Here is a 25,387-nt window from a genome sequence, read left to right as displayed (position 1 = left end):
CTTACGGAGCTAGACAAGTGATAACCACATCAACCGTCGTCAACTCAGTCGTAGAAAAACTGCGCGCAGCGCTGGCCCGCGGTCAGTGGCGCTCCGGCGACATGCTGCCGGGTCAGCGTGAACTGGCCGAACAACTGGGCATCAGCCGTCCGAGCCTGCGCGAAGCGGTGATCGTTCTGGAAACCCTTGGCCTGGTACGCTCGATGCCGGGCAAAGGCGTGGTGGTGCTCGACGCCCAACTCAGCGACAGCCAGAGCCACGACAGCGCGGTGGCCGGCGCCAGCCTCGAAGACGTGCTGCAACTGCGTTACACCCTTGAGCCGTTCATCGTCGGGCTGGTTGCGCAGTCGATCAGCAGCAAGGAAGTCGGGCAATTGCGCCTGACCCTGATGGACATGCGCGAAGCCCTTGAAGCGGGCGACAGCGAAGCCGGGGTCAGCGCCTACATCGCCTTCCACGAAGAGCTGTTCACCCTGACCTCGAACCCGATCTTTCAGAGCGTGGTGCAGCAGACCAGCAACGCGCTCAAGCAAAGCGCCGAAGTGCTGCGCAATTCACCTGAGCATCTGGCCGAACGCCTGGAAGAAAACGAAGCGGTGGTGCGCGCGATCCGCAGCAAGAACAGCGCCCAGGCCAGCGCCGAAATGCGCCGGCACATTCTGCGCGAAGGTCAGCGCATGGGCATTGAGTTGAACATTCCGGATGACCACCTCAGCAACTGACTTTCTTCACACTGGAGACCGGCCATGAACAGCCTTGCCACGTCGCCGCACACTCGTCAGATGTCGGCGCCCCTGCCCTTCTCCCGCCTGCGGACGCCGGCAGATGATCTGTACCCGCGGCTGTTCGACGCGATTCTGGACCAGCGAATCGATCCGGCCAGCCGCTTCACCGAAGACAGCCTCAAGCAGATGTTCGGGGTCAGCCGCGCCGATGTGCGCCGGGTACTGACGCAGTTGTCCCACGAGCAGGTGATTGTGCTGCGCGCCAATCATCGGCCGCGGGTGGCCGCACCGGATGCCGAGCAGACCCGACAGACCCTGCATGCGCGGCGCCTGACCGAAGCCACACTGGTGCGCCTGGCTTGTCAGAATGCATCACCCGAGGGTTTGAAACGCTTGCGTGCACTGGTCGAACGCGAACGCCTGGCCGTGGTTCAGGAGCGGCGTGCGGCGGCGATTCGGTTGTCCGGCGAGTTTCATCTGCAGTTGGCGCAAATGGCGGGCAATGCACCGTTGGCGCATTTCCTTGGCAGCCTGGTGCCGTTGACGTCGCTGGCGATTGCGCGGCGTGATGGATCGACGCCGGGTTGCTGCGCGTGGCAGGAGCATCTGGCGATTGTCGAGGCGGTCGCGGCTGGGGATGTGTCCATGGCTGAGCGACTGATGAATCAACACCTGGATCATCTTGAGCAAACTTTGCTGGGTACAGCCCTTGAGCATCGTGTCGCCGGTTAGATCGCCTTCGCGAGCAAGCCCGCTCCCACAGTGAATTGCATTCCTCCTGACAGAATGCGGCCTACTGTGGGAGCGGGCTTGCTCGCGAAGGCGTCAGCCCTGGCGCCGAATAACCATCAGGCAGAAGTCACTTTGGCAAACCCCGCCCGAATCTTCTCTTCCGGCAAATCATCGGCAATAAACACAATCACACTTTCCCGCGCCTCACCCTCGGTCCACTCAGTGTCCCAGTCGAAACCGTAGAGTTTCAGTACGCCCTGAAACACCAGCCGCCGATCCTCGCCAGCGATGTTCAGCACGCCCTTGTAGCGCAACAACTGCTTGCCGTGTTCTTCCAGCAGCTCATTCATGAATTCGCTGAGCCGATCGATATCCAGCGGCTGGTCAGTGCGCAGCACCAGACTGGAGATGCGGTCGATGGAAGGCGCCTTGCTCACCGGACGCAGGCTCACCCCGCCACCGAGGTCGGCATTGAGGTTGAAACCACGCACGTCGAGCAGTTCGGCCAGATCGATGTTGCCATGCTCGACAACGCGGATCGGCGCGCGACGATTGATCCGCGTCAGGCGTTCGCTCAACGCGGTGAACGCGGCCTCATCCACCAGATCGGTCTTGCTCACCAGCAGGCGGTCGGCGAAACCGATCTGCGCCTGGGCGATGGTCTGGGTCAGGTGCTGGTCGGCGTGAGCCGCATCCACCAGGGTGATGATGCCGTCGAGCAGATAGCGTTCGCGCAGTTCTTCGTCGATAAAAAAGGTCTGCGCTACCGGGGCCGGGTCGGCCAGACCGGTGCACTCGATCACCAGCCGATCGAAGGCAATTTCACCGCTGTCCAGGCGTTCGAGCAGCAGGTACAGGGCCTTGGTCAAATCGGTGTGGATGGTGCAGCAGACGCAGCCGTTGGCCAACGTCATGACTTGCACCGGTTCGTCGCCGAGCAACTGGGTGTCGATGCCGGCGTCGCTGAATTCGTTTTCGATCACGGCGATTTTCAGGCCGTGCTCGGCTTTAAGCAGATGGCGCAACAAGGTGGTCTTGCCGGCACCGAGGAAACCGCTGAGTACCGTTACGGGTATGGGAGAAGACAAAACACGATCTCCTGAAAGAAACACAAAACAAATGTGGGAGCGGGCTTGCTCGCGAAAGCGGTGTGTCAGTCAAATCATTCATCAACTGACACTCCGTATTCGCGAGCAGGCTCGCTCCCACAGGGGGGATTGCATCAACCGCAGGCTGTCAGCTCAACAGCACTTCGGCCCACCCTTGCCACCGTAACGCGCTTCCTGACGTTCGCGGAAGAACATCTCGTAGCTCATCACCGGTTTGTCCGGGTGTTTGGTTTGCATATGCTCGACGTAGGTGTCGTAGTCGGGCATGCCGACCATCAGGCGTGCGGCCTGACCGAGGTATTTACCGAGGCGACTCAGGTCATTGAACATGGTGCAATCCTCTGGTTACGCGTCCGGCAGGGCCTGGAATGGCGATTCTTTATCCGTACGCTCTTTTTTGCCCCAGGCGGCGATGCCGACCTTGAGCGCATAGAACAGGATGCTGAACACCACGAACAGGAAAAGCGCGGTAAGCGTTGCGTTGGTGTAGGCGTTGAAGATCACGTGCTGCATCTGATCGATGCTCTTGGCCGGCGCGATGATTTGTCCGGCGGCGAGGGCATCGCTGTACTTCTTGGCCAACGACAGGAAGCCGATCGCCGGGTTGGCGTCGAACAGCTTGATGAAGCCTGCAGTGGTGGTGCAGATCAGCAGCCAGGCGGCTGGCAGCAGGGTCACCCAGATATAGCGCTGACGCTTCATCTTGATCAGGACCACGGTGCCGAGCATCAGCGCGATACCGGCCAGCATCTGGTTGGAGATACCGAACAGTGGCCACAGGGTGTTGATGCCACCCAACGGGTCGATCACGCCCTGATACAGCAACCAGCCCCACATCGCCACACAACCTGCGGTGGCGATGAGGTTGGCGGTCCACGATTCGGTACGTTTCAGCGCCGGCACGAATGAGCCGAGCAGGTCCTGCAGCATGAAACGCCCGGCACGGGTACCGGCGTCCACAGCGGTCAGGATGAACAGCGCTTCGAACAGGATCGCAAAGTGGTACCAGAACGCCATGGTGTTTTCGCCCGGCAGGACACTGTGCAGGATCTGCGCGATGCCGACCGCCAGGGTCGGCGCACCGCCGGCACGGGCGAGGATGGTGGTTTCACCGATGTCATGCGCCACCGCTTGCAGCGCCTCCGGCGTGATCGCGAAGCCCCAGCTGCTGACCATTTGCGCCACCGATGCCACGTCCCCACCGACCACGGCGGCCGGGCTGTTCATGGCGAAGTACACGCCTGGCTCGATCACCGAAGCGGCAACCATCGCCATGATCGCGACGAACGATTCCATGAGCATGCCGCCGTAACCGATGTAACGCGCGTTGGTTTCGTTATCCAGCAGCTTCGGCGTGGTACCCGACGCGATCAACGCGTGGAAACCGGACACCGCACCGCAGGCGATGGTGATGAACAGGAACGGGAACAGACCGCCCTTCCACACCGGCCCGGTGCCGTCGACGAACTGGGTCAGCGCCGGCATTTTCAGCTCGGGCATGGTTACCAGAATGCCGATCGCCAGGGCGATGATGGTACCGATCTTGAGGAACGTCGACAGGTAGTCGCGCGGTGCCAGAATCAGCCACACCGGCAGCACGGCGGCAACGAAGCCGTAACCGATCAGCATCCAGGTGATTTGCACACCGGTGAAGCTGAAGGCCTTGGCCCACACCGGATCAGCGGCAATCTGCCCACCGAGCCAGATCGAACCGAGCAGCAGCAACACACCGATGACCGAGATCTCGCCAATGCGGCCCGGACGGATGTAGCGCATGTAAATGCCCATGAACATCGCGATCGGGATGGTCGCCATCACGGTGAAGATGCCCCATGGGCTCTCCGCCAGTGCCTTGACCACGATCAGCGCCAGCACCGCGAGGATGATGATCATGATCAGGAAGCAGCCGAACAGGGCGATGGTGCCGGGGATGCGGCCCATTTCTTCACGCACCATGTCGCCCAGGGAACGGCCGTTGCGCCGGGTCGACATGAACAGGACCATGAAGTCCTGCACCGCGCCCGCCAGCACCACCCCGGCAATCAGCCACAGCGTGCCGGGCAGATAACCCATCTGCGCCGCCAGTACCGGGCCGACCAGCGGGCCTGCGCCGGCGATGGCCGCGAAGTGGTGACCGAAAAGAATGTGTTTGTTGGTTGGAACGTAGTCCAGACCGTCGTTGTTGAGCACGGCGGGGGTGGCCCGACGCGGATCGAGTTGCATCACATTGTTGGCGATGAACAGGCTGTAGTAACGGTACGCAACCAGATAAATGGCCACTGCCGCGACCACGATCCACAAGGCGTTGATCGCCTCTCCTCGGCGCAATGCCACTACGCCCAGGGCGCACGCTCCTACGATTGCCAGCACTAGCCAGGGTAAGTGGCGTAGCAGGCTATTATTATTTTTCATTTTATTATTCCAGCCAGGGTGGACAAGAAAGACAGCCACCCCGAGTTTAGCGCTTACGGCGCCAAAGGCCATACCCCGACGTTGGTCTAGACGCCTTGTCGATTGGCCGCCACCCGCCGGTCGGGTCTATAGTCAGCGAACTCTTCCGAGGATTGCGCCATGAGCGAACACCCAGCCAATCGCCGTCGCTTCAAACGTATTGCGTTCGATGCCAAAACCGAGCTGAGTCAGGGCCACTTCATCTGGCCGGTGAAGTTGATCGACCTGTCGCTCAAGGGCTTGCTGATCGAGAAGCCGCAGCCGTGGCTGGGGGACAAGGAGCAGGATTTCTTCGTCGACATTCATCTGAGCGATGACGTGAATATTCAGATGGATGTGCATCTGGCCCATGAGGATCACGGGCAACTGGGGTTTGAATGCCGGCATATCAGCCTGGAATCGATCCAGCGCTTGCGGCGGTTGATCGAGCTGAATCTGGCGGATGAAACCGAGCTTGAGCGCGAATTGGGTGCCTTGATCGAAATCTAAAATAATGCTGCTCAGGTAAGGGTGACGCTGCCACCGTGGCGAGGGAGCTTGCTCCCGCTGGGTCGCGAAGCGGCCCCTGCTCTTCACTAAAAAAGCAAGGGACTGCTGCGCAGTCCAGCGGGAGCAAGCTCCCTCGCCACAGATTATTTTCGCGGAATGGGCAGTAGTTGCGGCTGGAGAGAGCGTAAGCGGTTACTCGAACAATGCGTCGAGCGCCTGCTCCAGGCGGGTCACGGCAATGATCTGCAACCCCGGCGGCGCTTCCTTCGGCGCGTTGCCCTTGGGCACGATCGCGCGTTTGAAGCCATGCTTGGCCGCTTCCTTCAAGCGCTCCTGACCGCTCGGCACCGGACGCACCTCGCCGGACAAACCGACTTCGCCAAACACCAGCAGATCATGCGGCAACGGCCGGTTGCGCAGGCTCGACATCACCGCCGCCATCAACGCCAGGTCGGACGCGGTTTCCAGCACCTTCACCCCGCCGACCACATTGAGGAACACGTCCTGATCGTGGGTCGGAATGCCGCCGTGGCGGTGCAGTACGGCGAGCAACATCGCCAGACGATTCTGATCCAGCCCCAAAGTTACCCGCCGTGGGTTCGCCAGATGGCTGTCATCGACCAGTGCCTGCACTTCCACCAGCATAGGCCGGGTGCCTTCCCACGTGGCCATGACCACACTGCCCGGGACTTCTTCCTGGGCACGGGTCAGAAAAATCGCCGACGGGTTGGAGACTTCCTTCAGGCCCTTGTCGGTCATGCCGAACACGCCCAGTTCGTTGACCGCACCGAAACGGTTCTTCACCGCCCGCAACAGACGCAAACGTCCATCGGATTCGCCTTCGAAATACAGCACGGTGTCGACCATGTGTTCGAGAACCCTTGGGCCTGCCAACGCGCCTTCCTTGGTGACGTGACCGACGAGGAAAATCGCCGTACCGCTTTGCTTGGCATACCGCACCAGCAACGCCGCACTCTCGCGCACTTGTGATACACCACCCGGCGCCGATTGCAGCTGTTCGGTGAAAATGGTCTGGATCGAGTCGATCACCATCACCTTGGGTTTTTCCTGGCGGGCCGTGGCGATGATGGTTTCGATGCAGGTTTCGGTCATGACCCGCAATTGATCCTGAGGCAGCCCTAAACGGCGGGCGCGCATGGCCACTTGCTGCTGGGACTCTTCGCCGGTGACGTACAGCGCCGGCATGCTCTTGGCGAGGTTGCACAGGGTCTGCAACAGAATCGTCGACTTGCCGATGCCCGGATCACCACCGATCAGCACCACCGAACCGTCGACCAGTCCGCCACCCAAGACCCGATCCAGCTCACCGGACGCGGTGGAGAAGCGCGGAATCTCCTCGATGCTGACTTCGGCCAGGGTCTTGATCTGCGCCTGCTGCCCGGCCCAACCGGTACGCCCGGTGGGCGCCGTGGCCCCACCGCTTTCGATCATGGTTTCGGTCAGGGTGTTCCAGGCGCCGCACTCGCCGCACTGGCCCGCCCACTTGGGAAAGGTTGCGCCGCACTCGGTGCAGCCGTACATGCGCTTGGCCTTGGCCATCTGGATCCCCCGGCAAAAACCGCGATGATAACGCAGCCACCGCTCAACGCGGCGCGGCGCTGCGGATTTCGCCATTGGCCAGACGCGCGGCACTGTTGCCCAGCGGGTCTTCGGCATTGAGGTCGGCACCCTTGGCCTTGAGTGCGTCGAGCAGTTCGACGCGCTTGAACAACCCGGCGTACATCGCAGCGGTTTGTCCGGCGCCATTGCGCTGATCGGGGCTGCAATCGGTGGCCATCAACCGTCGGGCAATCTGCATCTCGCCTTTGAAAATCGCGCCCATCAGCGCCGTGTTGCCACGTTGATCCTGCGCGCAGGCATCTGCGCCCGCCGCCAGTAACTGATCAACTGCCGCGCCCTGGCCGTGATACGCCGCCAGAATCAAAGCGGTGTACCCCTTGCTGTCGCGGGTATCGAGGGAATAGCCGGACTCGATAAAGGTTTCGAGCATCGGCACATCACCGCGCCGGGCGGCATCGAAATAGTAATCCTGCAACTGGGCCTTGATCGCCTCGGGGTTCTGTTCGGCCAGCGCTGTAAATGACAGGCAACCGAGCAGCAATAACAGACAAAATCGCATCAGCCGTCTCCTTGAGCAGAACGGGGCCTGAGTCAGGCCCCGCATGACATGGCGTCGAGATCAGTCGACCAGTTTCGCCGCCAGCGCCTTGACCCGGCTCAGGTCACCGTTGGCGACTTTGGTCACACCGCTGCCGTATTCCGGATCGGCCTTATAAAGGAAGGATAGGATGATGTGCTTGCTCTCGTCATCGGTGGTGGCCAACGAGCCGCCGAAGCTGGCGATCAGGTCCTGACGCTCCTGCTGGCTGAACGAGCGATACAGATCACCGGCCTGCTTGAAGTTCTGCTCACGCTGGATCTTCGCCTGCTGGGTGCTGCCCGACAGCGCCATTTGGCTGTAGCGCGCATTTTGTGGCTCAGCACGCGGTTGCAGACGGCTCGGCTGATAATTCACCCCGGACTGCGTGGCAGCGAAGTTCATCGCACCGTCCTGATTGCCGTTGTTGACGGCAACTTTGGGCGCGTTGATCGGCAACTGCAGGGCATTGGCACCCAGACGATACATCTGCGTATCGGCATAAGAGAACACCCGGCCTTGCAGCAGACGATCTTCGGAAGGTTCGATACCCGGAACAACATTGGCCGGGGCCATCGCAACTTGTTCGGTTTCCTGGAACACATTGGCTGGGTTACGGTTCAACACCATTTGTCCAACTTTTCGCTCAGGAACATTCGGCCAGATCTTGGTAGCGTCCAATGGATCGAAATCAAACTTGGACAAATCTTGCGGATTTAGCACTTGGATGTACAAGTCCCACTTCGGGAAATCACCCTTGTTTATATGACTGACCAGATCATTAGTCATATGACTGTAATCTTTCCCCTGAACTTTTGTAACTTGTTCGGGCGTCAGATTTTTGATGCCTTGCAAACTTTTCCAGTGAAACTTCACGTAGTGCACTTCGCCCTTGGCATTGACCAACTTGTAGGCATGCACACCATTACCGTCCATTTCCCGATAACTGGCTGGAGTTCCCGAATTGGAATACAACTCGGTCAGCGTGCGCGTGGCTTCCGGTACGTGGGAGAAGAAGTCGAAACGACGCGAGTCATCGTCCAGGTTGGTACGCGGATCGGGTTTGAACGCGTGAACCATGTCCGGAAACTTGATTGCGTCGCGGATGAAGAAGGTCGGAAAGTTGTTGCCCACCAGATCCCAGTTGCCATCGGCGGTGTAGAACTTGGTGGCAAAACCCCGTGGATCGCGCAGGGTTTCCGGGGAATGGTTGCCATGCACCACCGCAGAGAAACGCACGAACACCGGCGTGACCTGGCCGGCAGCGAACACCTTGGCCTTGCTCAGGTCGCTGAGATCATTGGTCACCGTGAAGGTGCCATGGGCACCGGTTCCGCGGGCATGCACCACGCGCTCGGGAATGCGCTCGCGGTCGAAACGCTGGAGTTTCTGGATCAGTTGCACATCCTGCAGCAACACCGGGCCGTTGGCGCCGGCGGTCTGCGAGTTCTGATTGTCGCCAACCGCTGCGCCGTTATCTCGGGTCAGGGGTGCGGCGTTCACGGAAAAAGTCAGCAAGCTGGCGGTCAGTACGCCGAGCGTACGGCGATGGGGAAAAGCCCCCAGTCCAAGAGTGGAATTCATATCAGGTTCCTCTGGTTTTTTTGGGCGCATCCAGGTGCGCCAACCAGAGGCTAGAGGGCTATGCCGGTGAACATAAATAGAAAGTTCGCAACTCGACGATTGAAAAAAATGGCTTCCTGATCAGCGGTTTACGGCGTATTTCGCGCGCGATTAGTGGCACTTTGCAAACTAATCGTGGATTCATGTGTCGATAAAAACGGGCATTGTAAGAAGGTGTTTCGCGCAGGACGCGTTTTGCTGATTTACACTGCGTACACCAACCTCATCTGTAACAAGGAAATAACCTATGGGCGTGCTAAGTGAGTTCAAGGCCTTCGCGGTCAAAGGCAATGTGGTCGACATGGCCGTCGGTATCATCATCGGTGCCGCCTTCGGCAAAATCGTTTCGTCGTTTGTCGGCGACGTGATCATGCCGCCAATCGGCCTGCTGATCGGTGGGGTGGACTTCAGTGATCTGGCCGTTACGCTAAAAGCCGCCGAGGGCAGCGCCCCGGCCGTGGTATTGGCCTACGGTAAATTCATCCAGAGCATTCTGGACTTCGTGATCGTCGCCTTCGCGATTTTCATGGGCGTCAAAGCCATCAACCGCCTGAAACGCGAAGAAGCCGTGGCCCCTTCCCTGCCACCGGTTCCGACCAAGGAAGAAGAGTTGCTCGGCGAGATTCGCGATCTGCTCAAGGCCCAGAACAACCGGCCTTGACCGCTTCATGAATGAAAACGGCGCCTGATGGCGCCGTTTTTCTACCAGTAGTTTTCCACCGCTACCTGCCCCGGCCGCCGCGACAGGCTCAGGCTCATGTGGCGCTTTTTCAGCAGTGCCCGAGTGTCATCGATCATCTGTGGATTGCCACAGAGCATGACGCGCGAGTGCTCAGGGGTCAGTTCAACACCGGCTGCCCGTTCCAGCTCGCCGTTTTCAATCAGGCTGGTAATCCGACCGTGCAAGGCGCCACGCACTTGTTCGCGGGTAACCGTGGGAATGAATCGCAGTTTATGGGCATGTTCTGCCAGGTAATCACGCTCGGCCAACCCCGCAATCAAAGGCTGATAGGCCAGCTCCCGTGTCTCACGCACGCTGTACACCAGGATGATCCGCTCGAACCGCTCCCAGACCTCGAAGTCCTGCAGGATCGACAGAAACGGCGCGACCCCGGTGCCTGTGGATAACAGCCACAGATCCCGACCATCGACAAACCGATCCAGTGTCAGGTAGCCAAAGGCCTGGCGCTCCACCAGCAAGGTATCCCCCACCTGCAAGCGGCTCAGCTCGCTGGTGAACTCGCCCCCCGGCACCACGATGGAAAAGAACTCGAGAAACTCGTCGAATGGCGACGAGACCATCGAGTAGGCGCGCCACACGGTGCTGCCGTCGGCCTTGGTCACGCCGAGGCGGGCGAATTGTCCGGCGCGGAATCGAAACCCGGCGTCGCGTGTGGTACGCAGGGTGAACAGGCTGGGGGTCAAGCGCTGCACGTCGAGCAACGTCTGGGCCGTGAACTTATCTGCGCTGGCGGTCATGGGGCACTCCATTCAACGAATGCCCCCAGTGTCGCGCAAAATCAACAGCTTAAACACCGACAGTTTGTGCTGTTGTACGCTCGGCATTTCACAATTAAATTTATTTTCATATTGTGAATGTTAACTAACTGGAACAGCTCAGCTTTTGAATTAAGGATGACATTTTATAAATAACCCCACTAATAACCCTTTATTTAATTTTCAAAGCAGCCAAGAGCGAAAAGATCAGAACACCACGTAAGAAACGTCCTACACTCGGGTTCGTGCCGGATCCTTTGGATCCAAACCGCACTCCCAGGAAAAGCCTCACGGAGTTTGTAATGGAAATGTGGAAGGAGTCGCAACTAAAGCAACTGACTTTCGCAAAGGAGATAGAGACTGCCTATCCGATCCTTTTGAGATTCGCTGAGAATATCGGTTTTAATTTCTGCGCGATCTCGTTGACTTCGAATAATCGGAACGACAACTTAAACCCCTTGCAAATCAACAACTACCCTCAAGAGTGGAACGAACTCTATGAACTTGAACGCTACGGCAAGATTGATCCGGTAATAGCACACTGCAATCACTGTATGTTACCGGTGATGTGGAACGAAGACCTGTACTCGCAAACGCCAGAACTCTGGATGGCCTTGCAAGAACATGGCTTGCGCCACGGCTGGTCACAGTCGTTCCATCATGAAGCATCCGGGCTCTGCACCACGCTGAGCCTCGCCAGAAAAAAGGGTCCTTTGAGCCCGCTCGAGCTGTACGAGCATTTCGGTTACATGTTCTACGTAACCGGCCATCTGAGCGAGTTGTTCGCCAGAACCTTGCCCAAGCACAGCGACCCTGTCATCCGACCGAAGCTTTCACCCCGGGAACTGGAAGTGCTGAAGCTTTCGGCCGTCGGCAAGACCGCTTATGAAATTTCGCGGATCCTTTGCCTCAGCGAACGGACCGTGAACTATCACGTGCAGAACGTGATTTCGAAGTTGAATGTGTGCAACAAGATTTCCGCAGTCATTGCTGCCACGCGCATCGGCCTGCTGGACACGCCGTAAACGCTAAAACCTGCGAGTATTCGAGCGCAAAAAAAAGTACCATTTGCGACCTTCCTGAGTGATGACGGCAACTTTGGCGTCGTGGTCCACTCGGACGGTTCCGCAGCACGCTCACCTGGGCCGCGGGCCACCCGTTGATTACCCAGAGTCCCCGTCCCATGCCCTTGCTCGATACGCCCTTTGCCCAACTCGATCTGATCCGCCAGCCTGAACAGCAGAATGAACCGCTGCAAGCCTTCGATGCGGCCGACGAATACCTGCTCAATCATCTGGCCGCCGAGCAACCGGCAGCGGATACCCGGGTACTGGTGCTCAACGACAGCTTCGGCGCCCTCGCGGCCAGCCTGGCTGGCAAGGTTCAGGTCAGCAGCAGTGGTGACTCGTTCCTGGCTTTTCAGGGCCTTGAGAAGAACCTGGTGCGCAATGGCCTGGCCTTTGATGCCGTGCGCGGCACACCGGCCAGCGAGCCGTTGATCGGCCCCTACGACCGGGTGCTGATCCGTGTGCCGAAAACCCTGGCGTTACTCGAAGAACAACTGATTCGCCTGCAAGGCCAACTGGCTCCGGGCGCGCAAGTGGTGGCTGCGGCGATGGTCAAGCATTTGCCACGGGCGGCTGGCGACCTGCTGGAGCGCTACATCGGCCCGGTACAGGCATCGCTGGCGGTGAAGAAGGCCCGCTTGCTGATCGCCACACCTGAAGCGAAAGCCCCGACGGTCTCGCCCTACCCGTCGCGTTATCTGCTCGACGAACCGGCCATCGAGTTGCTCAACCACGCCAACGTGTTCTGCCGCGAAGGGCTGGACATCGGCACCCGTGCGTTCCTCCCGCACTTGCCGAAAAACCTTGGTTCGGCCCGGGTCGCCGACCTGGGCTGCGGCAACGGCGTATTGGCGATCGCCAGCGCCCTGCACAACCCTGACGCGCATTACACGCTGGTCGACGAATCGTTCATGGCGGTGCAATCGGCCGGCGAGAACTGGCGGGCGGCACTGGGCGAACGAGAAGTGATCGTGCGGGCCGGCGATGGTCTGGCCGGACAAGAGCCGCAATCGCTGGACGTGGTGCTGTGCAATCCGCCGTTCCATCAACAGCAAGTGGTCGGCGACTTCCTCGCCTGGCGCATGTTCCAGCAGGCCCGCGAGGCGCTGGTGGTCGGCGGTGCGTTATACATCGTCGGCAACCGTCATCTGGGTTATCACAGCAAACTGGCGCGGCTGTTCCGTGGCGTCGAGCAAGTAGCGGCCACACCGAAATTCGTGATTCTCAAAGCCCGCAAGTAAAACCTCAGGCAAAAAAAACCCTCCGTGGTACGGAGGGTGGTAAACCGTGCCCAGAGGCAACGGGACGGGATGTTTCAGTGCGTGGTCAGGCCCGCCGCGCTCATGAACAGGCGCATCAGGCTGGCCGCAATGAACAGCGCGCCGACGCTACCGATCCAGATCAGGGCCAACCAGCCGAGCCGCTGCCACAGCGGCTTTTTTTCGGCCTCTTCAATCTCGTGCAGGGAATGTTTGCCGTTCATTGCATCGTTCCTCTTGGGCGATGGCGTCGCTGAGGACGCCACCGCGAACAGATTTGCTCCCTCAGGGTGAGCAGAGCCGCAGATCAGTGGTAACCGTCTTCATGGGTGACCTTGCCGCGGAACACGTAGTAGCTCCAGAAGGTGTAACCCAGGATGAACGGGATGATGAACAGCGTACCGACCAGCATGAAGCCTTGGCTTTGCGGCGGTGCGGCGGCGTCCCAGATCGAGATCGACGGCGGCACGATATTCGGCCACAGGCTGATGCCCAGACCGCTGTAACCGAGAAAAATCAGCACCAGGGTCAGCAGGAACGGCATGTAGTTGGCGTTGCGCGCCACCGCGCGGATCAGCCCGTACATTGTCACCAGCACCAGAATCGGCACCGGCATGAACCAGAACAGGTTTGGCTTGCTGAACCAGCGTGTCGCGATTTCCGGGTGAGCCAGCTGCGTCCACAGACTGACGACGCCGATCACCGCCAGCAGCACGAACGCCAGCGGCCGCGCGAGGTTGTGCATCTGTTCCTGCAACTTGCCTTCGGTCTTCATGATCAGCCAGGTGCAACCGAGCAAGGCATAGGCCACCACCAGCGCAGCGCCGCAGAACAGGGTGAATGGCGTCAGCCAGTCCAGTGAACCGCCGGCGTATTGCCGATTGACCACTGGCAAGCCGTCGATGAATGCCCCGAGTGCCACGCCCTGAAAGAACGTCGCCGCCACCGAGCCGCCGATGAACGCCTTGTCCCACAGGTGGCGCTTGTCGTCCTTGGCCTTGAAGCGGAACTCGAACGCCACACCGCGAAAAATCAGGCCGATCAGCATGAAGATCAGCGGCAGGTACAGCGCCGACAGCACCACCGAATAGGCCAGCGGGAACGCGCCAAACAACGCCGCGCCGCCCAGTACCAGCCAGGTTTCGTTGCCGTCCCACACCGGGGCCACGGTGTTCATCATCACGTCACGGTCGGTCTTGCCCGGGATGAACGGGAAGAGAATCCCGATCCCCAGGTCGAAACCGTCCATGACCACGTACATCATGATGCCGAAGATGATGATCACGGCCCAGATCAGCGGAAGATCAATACCCATGAGTCAAATCTCCTTTTCCAGGCTGCGCTGCGAGTCAGCGTCGGTGCCTTCGTCATCGGCGGCGGACAACGGCCGCGCCGGTGTGCGTTTCTGGCCAGGACCACCGTCGTTGGTTTCCTTGCCTTCATCGGTTTTCGGCCCTTTGCGCACCAGACGCATCATGTAGCCGAGTCCGGCACCGAACAGCGCGAAATACACCACGACGAACATGATCAGGGTGATGCTCATCTGCATGAAGCTGTGGTTGGAAGACGCATCCGCCGTGCGCATCAGCCCGTAGACCACCCACGGCTGACGCCCGATCTCGGTGGTGAACCAGCCGGCGAGGATCGCGATCAGGCCGGACGGTCCCATCCACAACGCCAGATACAGGAACGGGCGCGAGGTGTAGAGGGTGTCGCGCTTGCGCAGCCACAGGCTCCACAGACCGGTGAAGATCATCAGGAAGCCGAGACCGACCATGACCCGGAACGACCAGAACACGATGGTCGAGTTCGGCCGGTCTTCAGGCGGGAACTCCTTGAGCGCCGGTACTTGCTTGTCCAGCGAGTGGGTCAGGATCAGGCTGCCGAGATACGGAATCTCCACGGCGAATTTGGTTTTCTCTTCTTTCATGTCCGGCCAGCCGAACAGGATCAACGGCGTCGCTTCGTTGCCTTTGTTTTCCCAGTGGCCTTCGATCGCGGCGATTTTCGCCGGCTGATGCTCAAGGGTGTTGAGGCCGTGGAAGTCACCGATGACCGCCTGGATCGGCGCGACGATCAGCGCCATCCACATCGCCATCGACAGCATGGTGCGGATCGCCGGGTTGTCCTTGCCGCGCAGCAGGTGCCAGGCCGCCGACGAGCCGACGAAAAACGCCGTGGCCACGAACGCAGCGGTGGCCATGTGCATCAGGCGATACGGGAACGACGGGTTGAAGATGATCGCCAGCCAGTCGGTCGGGATCACCTGACCGTTGACGATCTCGAAGCCTTGCGGCGTCTGCATCCAGCTGTTGGAAGCGAGGATCCAGAACGTCGAGATCAGCGTACCGATGGCCACCATCACGGTGGCGAAGAAGTGCAGTTTTCGCCCGACCTTGTTCCAGCCGAACAGCATCACCCCGAGGAAACCGGCCTCGAGGAAGAATGCCGTGAGCACCTCGTAGGTCAGCAAGGGTCCGGTGACGGAACCGGCGAAGTCCGAGAAACGGCTCCAGTTGGTACCAAACTGGTAGGCCATGACCAGACCAGAGACCACGCCCATGCCGAAGTTGACGGCAAAGATCTTCGACCAGAAGTGGTAGAGATCCCGGTAGGTGTCGTTATGGGTTTTCAACCACAAGCCTTCGAGCACCGCCAGGTAGCTCGCCAGACCAATGGTGATGGCCGGGAACAGGATGTGGAACGAGATGGTGAATGCGAACTGAATTCGGGCGAGATCGAGCGCCTCTAAACCGAACATACGTCTTCCTCTGTCAGGTAATACCGGCGATGGGGCTTGCGGCCCCTGCACCTACTGCCCCCACGAATATCGAGTGCGGCGAATTCTGATTCGTTCTTTTTTAATAACCATCGCAACGCAGGGAGTCTGGCCATCGGGCCACCAGACCATGGCCCGGGAGGGTCTTGATCTGGATCAAGCAATGTTGAAAGAGTAGTCCCATTTCCGACGAAGAACGGCGTGGTCGTTTGCCGCGTGACAAGTTGCCTCATTGCCTGAGCAACGTTCTGAAACACATTCCCAGAGCGGCGAAATCCCTGTGGCGAGGGAGCTTGCTCCCGCTCGGCTGCGCAGCAGTCGTAAAACCTGCCACCTTGACCTATCCAGACAAATGCTCGGGAGTGCTTCGCCCTCCAGCGGGAGCAAGCTCCCTCGCCACAAGAAACTGAGGGTTTTGGACGATAGATGTCTGGCTAACTAAATTTTTTGTCATAGCAACTTCCTGTTACAGACTGGTGATAACCTCGCGGTTCCCCCCCGAGCCAGACCTGCCTTCAGATGCCCAGCCAAGAGCCCCTGCTGTTACGTCACCATCGTCCATTTCTCGCGTTCTGGTTCGCCCGGATCTTCACCGCCAGCGGTTTTCAGATGCTCACGGTGGCGATCGGCTGGAATCTGTATCAACTGACCGGCAACGTGCTCGACCTGGGTCTGGTCGGGCTGGTCGAGTTCGCGCCACGGGTGTTGTTCATGCTGCACACCGGTCACGTCGCCGACCGTTATGACCGACGCCGTGTTGCCGCGATCTGTCAGTCGTTGCAAGCGTTGATTGCCCTGGCGCTGGCCATCGGCAGCGCCACCGATCACATCACCCGGGAAATGATCTTCATCCTCGCCTTCCTGCTCGGCGGCGCACGCTCCTTCGAGCTGCCGACCACCCAGGCACTGCTGCCGAGCATCGTGCCCAGTGCCCTGTTTCCACGGGCGGTCGCCGCTGCGCAGTCGGCACAGCAGTCGGCCACCATCGTCGCCCCGGCGATGGGTGGCCTGCTCTACGCGTTTGGCAGTGTCTGGGTCTACGGCCCGACGGTGTTGCTCTACGTTATCGCCTGCACCTTGATGCTCAATCTGCCCGCGCGGCAGACGCCGCTGAACAAAGGCAAAGCCACGCTGGACTCGCTGCTGGCCGGGATTCGCTTCATCCGCAGCCGCCCGGACATTCTCGGGGCGATCTCGCTGGATCTGTTCGCCGTGCTGCTCGGTGGCGCCACCGCGTTGCTGCCGGTGTTCGCCAAAGACATCCTGCTCACCGGCCCATGGGGCTTGGGCCTGCTGCGTTCGGCGCCGGCGGTTGGCGCGCTGGGGATGTCGCTGTTCCTCGCCCGGTTTTCCGTCGAACGCAACGTTGGCCGGGTGATGTTCACCGCGGTCGGCGTGTTCGGCGTGGCAACCATCGCCTTCGGTCTGTCGACCTCATTCTGGTTCTCGCTGGCGGTGCTGGTGGTGCTCGGCGCGGCGGACATGATCAGCATGGTGATCCGCGCCTCCTTTGTGCAACTGGAAACCCCGGACGAAATGCGCGGCCGGGTCAGCGCGGTGAACGGCCTGTTCATCGGCGCCTCGAACCAGTTGGGCGAATTCGAATCCGGCCTCACCGCGCACTGGTTCGGCACCGTACCGGCCGTGGTGATGGGCGGGATCGGCACGCTGGTGGTGACCGGGACCTGGATCAAACTGTTCCCGACCCTGGCCAGACGCGACCGGATGCATGTGCCGGTGGAAGAGGCGAAGGTCTGAGGCACATCAGCGAAATCAACACGCCAAGCACAAATTGATTGAAAAGGTGCGGTACATAGTTACCGCACAGAGTGTAATGTATCGCCTTACACTCGCCGCCATGATCAAATCCTTTCAGCACAAAGGCCTTCGTGGCTTCTATGAAACAGGTTCGACCCGCGGAATTCGCGCCGATCACGCAAAACGTCTGGCACGTATGCTGCAGTTCATGGATCGCGCAGCACTTCCCGCAGATCTTGATCTGCCGGGTTGGCGCCTGCATCCACTGAAAGGTGAACTGTCCGAATATTGGTCGCTCAGTGTTTCAGGCAACTGGCGGGTTATCTTTCGTTTTGTCGGTTCGGACATCGAATTGGTCGATTATCTGGACTACCACTGACAGGAGGCAGGCTCATGCCCATGCACAACCCGCCACACCCCGGTGAAACACTGCTCGTGGATGTCTTGCCAGAGTTAGGCATCAGTGTGAGTGAATTGGCCAGACATCTGGGCTTCGCCCGCCCTCACCTTTCCCGCGTATTGCACGGCCATGCACCGATCAGCCCGGATCTGGCAGTACGGCTGGAGCGAGCAGGCATTGGCAAGGCGCGTGTGTGGCTAGGCGTTCAAACCGATTACGATCTGTGGCAAGCAGAGCATCGGGAGCAACCAGCCATTACGCCTATCGCTGCCCACGCCTGAAGCCATCACACCAACATCTCCCCCGCCACTTTCGCCCGCAACGCCTTGCCGCCAAGCTGCTCAACCAGCGTCAGGGAAAAGGCCAGTGCGGCGCCGGAGCCTTGGGCGGTGATGCAGTTGCCGTCGACCACCACCGGTTGATCAACAAACGTACAACCCGACAGTTGATGGCTGGTAGCCGGCAGGCAGGTCATGCGCCGCTGACGCAGGACGCCAAAGGCTTGCAGGGCGATGGCCGGGGCTTCGCCTATGGCGGCGAACAGGCGTCCGGCGCTGGCTTGATCCTTGAGCAATTGCTGCAGCGGTTGATGTGCTGCCAGATGTTGTGAACCGACCACCCCGCCGGGCAGGACGATCAGGTCGAATGTCTGCGCCAGCACATCGACCAGCATGCCATCCGCCGTCAGGCGCGTACCGCGCGCGCAGGTCAGCATGCGTCGGCCTTCGATGCTGGCCGCCACGACTTCAACGCCGGCGCGGCGCAGCACATCGATCAGGGTCACACTTTGCAGATCATCGATGCCCTCGGCGAGGGTAATCAGGGCTCTAAAGGTCATGGGCGCTATCCGCTGGGTGATCTTTCAAGCGTAGTCAGCTTTGTCCTGCCCCGTCCGGTGATAGCCGTTACTTGATGTAAAGCTGGGTCGACAGGGTGTTGCGCGGCGCGTTGAGCGAAGTGTTGCTGAAGCTGAAGGTGCCTTCCTGCTTGCCCGCCAGATCGAAGGTATACAGCGAGCCAACGGTTTTGCTGCCGGGCGTGCACTCGGTCAGATTGCCGTTATCAAAAGCGCACACTGGAGCCCGGGTGCCGTTGACTTCAAAACCGTCCAGCGTGGCATGCGGCTGGTTCTGGCCATAGCCGACTTCCAGTACATACACCTTGATGCTCGGCCCGGCGTGATTGCATTGGGTCTGAGTCTGTCCATCGCCGATGTCTTCCAGGCCGCAGGCCGGTGACTGAACCTTGATCACTTTCACTTGCGTCAAGGGTGGCGCCGAGGCTGCCAGCGCCGCCGTCGACCCGGCCATCAGCCCTGCCATTACCCAGAAAGCCTTCATCCAGCGCTTGCCCATGTGATCGCGTTTCCCCGAAAAATTCAGCGCGCAGTATGGCGCAGATAACCCTCCGGCAAAACTTCGACGACGTTCGGCACCAACAACCGCCATATTCCTCACGCTGCTGGTATGATGCGCGGCTTTTTCCGGCCCACCACAAATTCCCAGGCGCTTGCGACGGTCTGTGCTTTGCTGTTGAGGTCGATACATTCACGGCGCCGCGCGCGCCACGGGGAGCAGACATGCTGGAAAGGCTGTTTCAACTCAAGGCACACAACACCAACGTGCGTACCGAGATTCTGGCGGGCGTCACGACCTTCCTGGCCATGGCCTACATTCTGTTCGTCAACCCGAGCATTCTCGGCGAGACCGGCATGGACAAGGGCGCGGTGTTCGTCGCCACCTGTCTGGCAGCCGCCATCGGCTCGACCATCATGGGCCTGATCGCCAACTACCCGATCGCCCTCGCGCCTGGCATGGGCCTGAACGCCTTCTTCACTTACACCGTGGTCCTGCACATGGGCCACACCTGGCAAGTGGCGCTGGGCGCGGTGTTCATCTCGGCAGTGTGCTTCTTCCTGCTGTCGATCTTCCGCATCCGCGAATGGATCATCAACAGCATCCCGCTGCCGCTGCGCTCGGCGATTGCCGCCGGTATCGGCCTGTTCCTGGCGCTGATTGCCCTGCACAACGCCGGCATCGTAGTCAGCAACCCGGCGACCATGGTCGGCCTCGGTGACCTGAAAGCCCCGGCGCCGATCCTCGCCACCCTCGGCTTCGCGCTGATCGTCGCCCTCGAAGCGCTGAAAGTGCGCGGCGCAGTACTGATCGGCATTCTGGCGGTGACCATCATTTCCATCGCCATGGGCTTCACTCCGTTTGGCGGCGTGACCTCGATGCCACCTTCGCTGGCCCCGACCTTCATGCAACTGGACATCAAGGGCGCACTGGACATCGGTCTGGTCAGCGTGATCTTCGCCTTCCTGTTCGTCGACCTGTTCGACAACTCCGGCACCCTGATCGGCGTCGCCAAGCGCGCCGGCCTGATGGGCAAGGACGGCCACATGCCGAAAATGGGTCGTGCACTGATCGCCGATAGCACCGCGGCGATGGCCGGCTCGCTGCTGGGTACTTCGACCACCACCAGCTACATCGAATCCGCGGCTGGCGTCAGCGCTGGCGGGCGTACCGGCCTAACGGCGGTCGTCGTGGCGATCCTGTTCCTGCTGGCGCTGTTCTTCTCGCCACTGGCGGCCAGCGTTCCAGCCTTCGCCACCGCACCGGCGCTGCTGTTCGTCGCCGTGCTGATGACTTCCGGTCTGGCGGAAATAGACTGGGAAGACATCACCGTGGCCGCACCGGTGGTGGTTACCGCGCTGGCGATGCCATTCACTTACTCGATCGCCAACGGCATCGCCTTCGGCTTCATCTCCTGGACCGTGATCAAGCTGCTGTCGGGCCGCGCCCGTGAGCTGAACCCGGCGCTGGTGATCCTGTCGATTCTGTTCGTGATCAAGTTGGGTTGGTTCAACGCATGACTTTTGATTCCCAGGCCTACGCCACTCAGCTCGAAGACAAGGTCACGCGTTTGCGTGACCTGCTGGCCCCGTTCGATGCGCCAGAGCCGACCGTGTTCGACTCGCCGCTGCAGAACTTCCGCCTGCGCGCGGAATTTCGCCTGTGGCGCGAGGCCGGTGAGCGGCACTACGCGATGTTCTCCCAGGACGACAAACGCACGCCGATCCTGATCGAAGAATTCCCGATTGCCAGCCTGCGCATCAACCAGTTGATGCCGCAGCTCAAGGCGGCGTGGCAGGCCAGCTCGGCGCTGAGCCACAAGCTGTTCCAGGTGGAGTTCCTGACCACGTTGGCCGGCGATGCGATGATCACCCTGTGCTATCACCGTCCGCTGGACGAGCATTGGCATGCGGCCGCGTCGAAATTGGCGGCTGATCTCAACGTCAGCGTCATCGGCCGCTCCAAGGGCAAGCGCGAAGTGATCGGCCACGATTACGTGGTCGAGAAGCTGGAAGTCGGTGGTCGCACCTTCAGTTACCGTCAGCCGGAAGGCGCGTTCACTCAGCCCAACGGCACCGTGAACCAGAAGATGCTGAACTGGGCGTACGAAGCATTGGGCGATCGTCCCGACGATCTGCTGGAGCTGTACTGCGGCAACGGCAACTTCACCCTGCCGCTCGCCACCCGCGTGCGCAAAGTGCTGGCCACCGAGATCAGCAAGACCTCGGTCAACGCCGCACTGAGCAACCTCAGCGAAAACGCTGTGGATAACGTCACGCTGGTGCGTCTGTCCGCCGAAGAGCTGACCGAAGCGCTGAACGAAGTGCGTCCGTTCCGTCGCCTGCACGGCATCGACCTGAAAAGCTACGAGTTCGGCAGCGTGTTCGTCGACCCGCCGCGCGCCGGCATGGACCCGGACACCTGCGAGCTGACCCGGCGCTTCGACAACATCCTGTACATCTCCTGCAACCCGGAAACCCTGGCGGCCAACATCGCCCAACTGCACGACACGCACCGCATCACCCGCTGCGCGATGTTCGACCAGTTCCCGTGGACGCATCACATGGAGTCCGGGGTGTTGCTGACCCGGCGTTGATGGCGAATGCCAGATACGAGAAAGCCGTCGTGATTGACGGCTTTTTTGTGCCTGCTTACGGTGCCGTGTCGGTTTTACGTGGACGCCCGCCCTTCTTGCCATTCGCTCGTGCGGCTTCGGATTTTGCCGCACTGCTTTGACGACCGTTGCGCGAAGCAACCACCGAAGCCGCCATTCTCATGAGTGACGGGCTCGCCGAGATCATTCCGGAGATGGAAACGTCGAGGTCTTTGCCCTCGTGACAAAGCGCAGTGCCTGCAAAATCGACTGTCAGGCTTGCATAATCGTCTGCCTCAAACCCTTTGAACTCCGGATACTGGCTTACCGGTAGCAACACACCGCTGCCGTCTTCAAAACGAATGACCAGAGAGGGGTTTTCAAAGGTCACGGAAACAGCCTGCAAGCTACCTGCTTGTCGCGCTTCGCCACGTTTTATCGCGGCATCGAGCATTTCTTCCGTCAGTGGACGATGCACGGACGGCTTTGCCTTGATGACATTCATAAATCGATTTCCACTCCTTCCAGTTTGCCGAGCAATGTCAGAAGAGTCTTGTCTGCTTCTGGCTCATAACGCGCCGAACTGATTCTGTAGGTCGTAGCGGTGACCGGTTTCATCACGGGGACTTCGTTTGACTCGCAATCCCACACCTGATTGTCGAGACAAACTGTCTGCAAACCTGACCACCAGATCCCTCGTGCACGACGTAGATGAGCAGGTTGCCCAAGTGATCGACTCAAGCCTTCCAGCACGGCCAGCGCAGGTCGACGAGAAAGCGGCACGACATCCCACAGATCAATGTCGTTGTGCCAGAAACTGAACTGAAATCGGGCATTCCAGGCGCCTGCATTAACGTGAACATGGGGTGGGCAATGCTCATCTCGCAACATGATGCTTATCGACAATCCCTTGTAGCTGCATACCTTCATGCTAACCCATCCGTTAGGTTAATAAGTTTCAAGATTCGATTTTCCTTGCAAATCCGACGGTCGGCGCTGCACAGCACCCAATGGCTTTCACACCTTTGAGGCTAGCGTCGGCATGCGTGAGGAGGTGCTGAATCTTCAAGAAAAAACGTAAGCAAAGCTGTCGATACAACTCGAAAAAATTGAAATGAAAACAGCTTGTGTGCGATCACCGAACACAAAAGCCAAAGGTCCAGGCAGTTCAATTGACCATGGTAACCATCTGGTACATTTTACCTCCACAGGCTGAGACCCTCGGCCCAAGCCAAAAACAATAAGTGGAGTTTGCCCCCATGCCCCCTATCGTTCTGGTGCTCAACGGCCCGAACCTGAACCTGCTCGGCACCCGTGAACCGGCGACCTACGGCCACGAAACCCTGGCCGATATTTCTGCACTGTGCGGGCGCGCCGCTGAAGAATTCGGCCTGACCGTGGAATTTCGCCAGACCAATCACGAAGGCGAATTGCTCGACTGGATTCACGCGGCACGCGGGCGTTGCGCCGGGATCGTGATCAACCCGGCGGCCTGGACGCACACTTCGGTGGCGATCCGCGACGCGCTGGTGGCCAGTGAGTTGCCGGTGATCGAAGTGCACCTGTCCAACGTGCATGCGCGTGAGCCGTTCCGCCACCACTCGTTCGTCTCGGCCATCGCCACGGCGGTGATGTGCGGTTTCGGCAGCCATGGCTATCGCCTGGCCCTGGAGCATTTCAGTCAACGGCTGAAAGGACGCGCAGCATGATCCGCAAGAACGTAATACTCGCCGGACTGATCGGCGCGGGCATTCAGGCCTCGCGCACGCCAGCACTGCATGAACACGAGGGCGATGCCCAAGGCCTGCGCTACCTGTATCGACTGATCGACCTCGATCAGTTGCAACTCGACAGCAACGCGCTGCCCGACTTGCTGCTGGCCGCCGAGCGCATGCACTACACCGGCCTGAACATCACCTTCCCGTGCAAGCAGGCGATCATCCCGTTGCTCGATGAACTGTCGCCGGAAGCCCGGGGCATCGGCGCGGTCAACACGGTGGTGCTCAAGGATGGCAAGCGCATCGGCCACAACACCGATTGCCTGGGTTTTGCCGAAGGTTTTCGCCGAGGCCTGACAGACGCTGCGCGTGAGCGTGTCGTCCAGATGGGCGCCGGTGGTGCCGGGGCGGCGGTGGCCCACGCGCTGCTGAGCGAAGGCGTACAGCAACTGAGCATTTTCGACGTCGACCGCGAGCGTGCCGAGAGTCTGGCGAACAACCTCAACCAGCATTTCGGCTCAGGCCGCGCGGTGGCCGGGCGAGATCTGCCGGGCACGCTGAATCAGGCCGATGGTCTGGTGAATGCCACGCCGATGGGCATGGCCAAACTGCCGGGCATGCCGGTGCCGGTGGAGCTGCTGCGCAAGGAATTATGGGTCGCGGAGATTGTTTACTTCCCGCTGGAAACCGAACTGCTGCGCAACGCCCGTGCCCTCGGTTGCCGCACGCTGGACGGCGGCAACATGGCGGTGTTTCAAGCGGTGAAGGCGTTTGAATTGTTCAGCGGTGTGGTGCCGGATGCGCAGCGGATGCTTGCGCACTTCCAAAGCATGAATAGCTGAAGATCAACATCGATCCTGTGGGAGCGGGCTTGCTCGCGAAAGCTGTGTGTCAGGCGCCAGATGTATAGGCTGATACACCGCCATCGCGAGCAGGCTCACTCCTACAGGGGGAATGCGTCAGGCTTGCAAGTAGCGCAACACCGACTCGCAGATCATCTCGCGATGACGCTGCTTGATGCTTTCGTCCGGCAGGTCGATCTGAAAAATCTCACCAAACGTGTGGCGGTTCGAGACGCGGTAGAAGCAGAACGAGCTGATCAGCAAGTGCACATCCAGCGCGTCCAGCCCGGTGCGGAACACACCCTCCTCGGCACCGCGACGCAAAATCTCGCCCAGTGAATCGAGGATCGTATTGTTCATCGCCTTGATCGTGTCCGAACGCTTCACGAACTCGGCGTTATGGATGTTTTCGATACAGACGATGCGCACGAAATCGACATTGCGGTCGTGGTGATCGAAGGTGAACTCCACCAGTCGGCGGATCGCCACCACCGGCGGCAGCTCGGCCAGGTGCAGGCGGTTTTCGGTGCTGCGGATGTCGCCGTAAAGCTTCTCCAGCACCTCGACGTACAACTGCTCCTTACTGCCGAAGTAGTAATAGATCATGCGTTTGGAGGTGTGGATACGCTCGGCGATCGCGTCGACGCGGGCGCCGGACAACCCCTGCTGGACGAACTCGACGATCGCCTCCTGCAGGATGTTCTCGCGGGTCTTTTCCGGGTTGTTCTTGCGACTCTTGCGCGGCTCGATGCCAGATACGACGGGGGCTGCGGGGAGTTCTGAAGTCATTGTCATTGCGGGCTCACGGCCATCACTGCACAGGCTGGCGATT

The 25,387-nt window shown here is 60.0% G+C and carries 28 protein-coding genes; 13 read left to right on the top strand and 15 right to left on the bottom strand.

All coding sequences use genetic code 11. The features are described 5' to 3' along the window. Positions 1-17: 17 nt before the first annotated feature. Complete coding sequence (locus tag M0814_RS24920; protein ID WP_045122643.1) at positions 18-722, top strand: FadR/GntR family transcriptional regulator; 705 nt, start codon at positions 18-20, stop codon at positions 720-722. Between the two features lie 24 nt (positions 723-746). Then, positions 747-1,457, top strand: a complete 711-nt coding sequence (locus M0814_RS24915) for a GntR family transcriptional regulator (protein WP_103485421.1) — start codon at positions 747-749, stop codon at positions 1,455-1,457. Between the two features lie 116 nt (positions 1,458-1,573). On the opposite strand, the gene yjiA is transcribed toward M0814_RS24915, so the two are convergent. The 3 genes from yjiA to M0814_RS24900 form a co-directional block, all read right to left on the bottom strand. After that, complete coding sequence (gene yjiA, locus M0814_RS24910; RefSeq protein WP_103485422.1) at positions 1,574-2,545, bottom strand: GTPase; 972 nt, start codon at positions 2,543-2,545, stop codon at positions 1,574-1,576. A gap of 153 nt (positions 2,546-2,698) precedes the next feature. Continuing rightward, positions 2,699-2,896: a YbdD/YjiX family protein gene (locus M0814_RS24905; RefSeq protein WP_003228401.1), complete on the bottom strand. Its 198-nt coding sequence runs from the start codon at positions 2,894-2,896 to the stop codon at positions 2,699-2,701. Between the two features lie 15 nt (positions 2,897-2,911). Continuing rightward, on the bottom strand, positions 2,912-4,978 hold the full coding sequence (locus tag M0814_RS24900) for a carbon starvation CstA family protein (RefSeq protein ID WP_003228403.1): 2,067 nt from the start codon (positions 4,976-4,978) through the stop codon (positions 2,912-2,914). A gap of 159 nt (positions 4,979-5,137) precedes the next feature. On the opposite strand from M0814_RS24900, the gene M0814_RS24895 reads away from it, so the two are divergent. After that, the gene (locus M0814_RS24895; RefSeq protein ID WP_103485423.1) at positions 5,138-5,506 is read left to right on the top strand and encodes a PilZ domain-containing protein; all 369 of its coding nucleotides are present in this window, start codon (positions 5,138-5,140) and stop codon (positions 5,504-5,506) included. A 192-nt stretch (positions 5,507-5,698) separates the two neighbouring features. Here M0814_RS24895 and radA read toward each other — a convergent pair whose 3' ends face one another. Genes radA through katB form a run of 3 tightly spaced genes read right to left on the bottom strand, consistent with a single transcriptional unit; the run spans position 5,699 to position 9,248 of the window. Then, on the bottom strand, positions 5,699-7,066 hold the full coding sequence (radA, locus tag M0814_RS24890) for a DNA repair protein RadA (protein WP_007963764.1): 1,368 nt from the start codon (positions 7,064-7,066) through the stop codon (positions 5,699-5,701). A 43-nt stretch (positions 7,067-7,109) separates the two neighbouring features. Continuing rightward, a complete protein-coding gene (locus M0814_RS24885) occupies positions 7,110-7,646 on the bottom strand; it encodes an ankyrin repeat domain-containing protein (RefSeq protein WP_103485424.1) in 537 nt (178 codons plus the stop codon). A gap of 60 nt (positions 7,647-7,706) precedes the next feature. Continuing rightward, positions 7,707-9,248 carry a catalase KatB gene (gene katB, locus M0814_RS24880; RefSeq protein WP_103485425.1) on the bottom strand — a complete coding sequence of 514 codons (1,542 nt, stop codon included), beginning with the start codon at positions 9,246-9,248 and terminating at the stop codon, positions 7,707-7,709. 286 nt (positions 9,249-9,534) lie between these two features. On the opposite strand from katB, the gene mscL reads away from it, so the two are divergent. Continuing rightward, positions 9,535-9,948 carry a large-conductance mechanosensitive channel protein MscL gene (gene mscL / locus M0814_RS24875; protein WP_003228412.1) on the top strand — a complete coding sequence of 138 codons (414 nt, stop codon included), beginning with the start codon at positions 9,535-9,537 and terminating at the stop codon, positions 9,946-9,948. A gap of 41 nt (positions 9,949-9,989) precedes the next feature. Here mscL and M0814_RS24870 read toward each other — a convergent pair whose 3' ends face one another. After that, complete coding sequence (locus M0814_RS24870; RefSeq protein WP_103485426.1) at positions 9,990-10,766, bottom strand: ferredoxin--NADP reductase; 777 nt, start codon at positions 10,764-10,766, stop codon at positions 9,990-9,992. A 320-nt stretch (positions 10,767-11,086) separates the two neighbouring features. Here M0814_RS24870 and M0814_RS24865 point away from each other — a divergent pair, with 320 nt between their 5' ends. Both M0814_RS24865 and M0814_RS24860 read left to right on the top strand, forming a co-directional pair. Continuing rightward, positions 11,087-11,809 carry an autoinducer binding domain-containing protein gene (locus M0814_RS24865; protein WP_103485427.1) on the top strand — a complete coding sequence of 241 codons (723 nt, stop codon included), beginning with the start codon at positions 11,087-11,089 and terminating at the stop codon, positions 11,807-11,809. Positions 11,810-11,967: 158 nt separating this feature from the next. Beyond that, entirely contained in the window at positions 11,968-13,092 is a 1,125-nt protein-coding gene (locus M0814_RS24860; RefSeq protein WP_103485428.1) for a class I SAM-dependent methyltransferase, read from the top strand. A 74-nt stretch (positions 13,093-13,166) separates the two neighbouring features. Here M0814_RS24860 and M0814_RS24855 read toward each other — a convergent pair whose 3' ends face one another. The 3 genes from M0814_RS24855 to M0814_RS24845 all read right to left on the bottom strand — a co-directional run bounded on the left by M0814_RS24855 (position 13,167) and on the right by M0814_RS24845 (position 15,871). After that, entirely contained in the window at positions 13,167-13,334 is a 168-nt protein-coding gene (locus tag M0814_RS24855; protein ID WP_080963309.1) for a DUF2474 domain-containing protein, read from the bottom strand. Positions 13,335-13,417: 83 nt separating this feature from the next. After that, entirely contained in the window at positions 13,418-14,425 is a 1,008-nt protein-coding gene (gene cydB / locus M0814_RS24850; RefSeq protein ID WP_103485429.1) for a cytochrome d ubiquinol oxidase subunit II, read from the bottom strand. Positions 14,426-14,428: 3 nt separating this feature from the next. Beyond that, positions 14,429-15,871, bottom strand: coding sequence for a cytochrome ubiquinol oxidase subunit I (locus M0814_RS24845; protein ID WP_003228422.1), 1,443 nt, complete (start codon positions 15,869-15,871; stop codon positions 14,429-14,431). Positions 15,872-16,408: 537 nt separating this feature from the next. On the opposite strand from M0814_RS24845, the gene M0814_RS24840 reads away from it, so the two are divergent. The 3 genes from M0814_RS24840 to M0814_RS24830 all read left to right on the top strand — a co-directional run bounded on the left by M0814_RS24840 (position 16,409) and on the right by M0814_RS24830 (position 18,328). Then, the gene (locus M0814_RS24840) at positions 16,409-17,647 is read left to right on the top strand and encodes an MFS transporter (RefSeq protein WP_103484799.1); all 1,239 of its coding nucleotides are present in this window, start codon (positions 16,409-16,411) and stop codon (positions 17,645-17,647) included. Positions 17,648-17,747: 100 nt separating this feature from the next. After that, positions 17,748-18,026 carry a type II toxin-antitoxin system RelE/ParE family toxin gene (locus M0814_RS24835; RefSeq protein WP_027612847.1) on the top strand — a complete coding sequence of 93 codons (279 nt, stop codon included), beginning with the start codon at positions 17,748-17,750 and terminating at the stop codon, positions 18,024-18,026. A 14-nt stretch (positions 18,027-18,040) separates the two neighbouring features. Next, a complete protein-coding gene (locus M0814_RS24830) occupies positions 18,041-18,328 on the top strand; it encodes a HigA family addiction module antitoxin (RefSeq protein ID WP_003228428.1) in 288 nt (95 codons plus the stop codon). Between the two features lie 5 nt (positions 18,329-18,333). Here M0814_RS24830 and M0814_RS24825 read toward each other — a convergent pair whose 3' ends face one another. Both M0814_RS24825 and M0814_RS24820 read right to left on the bottom strand, forming a co-directional pair. Further along, entirely contained in the window at positions 18,334-18,885 is a 552-nt protein-coding gene (locus tag M0814_RS24825) for a DJ-1 family glyoxalase III (RefSeq protein WP_103484800.1), read from the bottom strand. Between the two features lie 67 nt (positions 18,886-18,952). Further along, positions 18,953-19,402, bottom strand: a complete 450-nt coding sequence (locus tag M0814_RS24820) for a DUF4879 domain-containing protein (protein WP_103484801.1) — start codon at positions 19,400-19,402, stop codon at positions 18,953-18,955. Between the two features lie 224 nt (positions 19,403-19,626). Between M0814_RS24820 and M0814_RS24815 the strand changes: the two genes are divergently transcribed. Further along, on the top strand, positions 19,627-20,922 hold the full coding sequence (locus tag M0814_RS24815; protein WP_003228434.1) for an NCS2 family permease: 1,296 nt from the start codon (positions 19,627-19,629) through the stop codon (positions 20,920-20,922). Next, positions 20,919-21,998, top strand: a complete 1,080-nt coding sequence (gene trmA / locus M0814_RS24810; protein ID WP_103484802.1) for a tRNA (uridine(54)-C5)-methyltransferase TrmA — start codon at positions 20,919-20,921, stop codon at positions 21,996-21,998. Before M0814_RS24815 ends, trmA begins: the two co-directional genes overlap by 4 nt. 55 nt (positions 21,999-22,053) lie before the next feature. Here the strand turns inward: trmA and M0814_RS24805 are convergent, their stop codons facing one another. After that, a complete protein-coding gene (locus M0814_RS24805; RefSeq protein ID WP_103484803.1) occupies positions 22,054-22,500 on the bottom strand; it encodes a DUF2442 domain-containing protein in 447 nt (148 codons plus the stop codon). Beyond that, positions 22,497-22,925, bottom strand: a complete 429-nt coding sequence (locus M0814_RS24800) for a DUF4160 domain-containing protein (protein WP_103484804.1) — start codon at positions 22,923-22,925, stop codon at positions 22,497-22,499. Before M0814_RS24800 ends, M0814_RS24805 begins: the two co-directional genes overlap by 4 nt. A gap of 329 nt (positions 22,926-23,254) precedes the next feature. On the opposite strand from M0814_RS24800, the gene aroQ reads away from it, so the two are divergent. Both aroQ and M0814_RS24790 read left to right on the top strand, forming a co-directional pair. Then, entirely contained in the window at positions 23,255-23,704 is a 450-nt protein-coding gene (aroQ, locus tag M0814_RS24795; protein ID WP_003228440.1) for a type II 3-dehydroquinate dehydratase, read from the top strand. Further along, positions 23,701-24,555 carry a shikimate dehydrogenase gene (locus tag M0814_RS24790; protein ID WP_103484805.1) on the top strand — a complete coding sequence of 285 codons (855 nt, stop codon included), beginning with the start codon at positions 23,701-23,703 and terminating at the stop codon, positions 24,553-24,555. Before aroQ ends, M0814_RS24790 begins: the two co-directional genes overlap by 4 nt. A gap of 117 nt (positions 24,556-24,672) precedes the next feature. Here M0814_RS24790 and M0814_RS24785 read toward each other — a convergent pair whose 3' ends face one another. Next, entirely contained in the window at positions 24,673-25,350 is a 678-nt protein-coding gene (locus M0814_RS24785; RefSeq protein WP_045122645.1) for a TetR family transcriptional regulator, read from the bottom strand. Between the last annotated feature and the right edge of the window lie 37 nt (positions 25,351-25,387).

The organism is Pseudomonas sp. MWU12-2020 (genome assembly GCF_023100605.1).
In the GTDB taxonomy this organism is placed as follows: Bacteria; Pseudomonadota; Gammaproteobacteria; order Pseudomonadales; family Pseudomonadaceae; genus Aquipseudomonas; species Aquipseudomonas fluorescens_H.
Note: the sequence above shows the minus strand (reverse complement) of the source record. Positions and strands in the feature narration are given on the sequence as shown.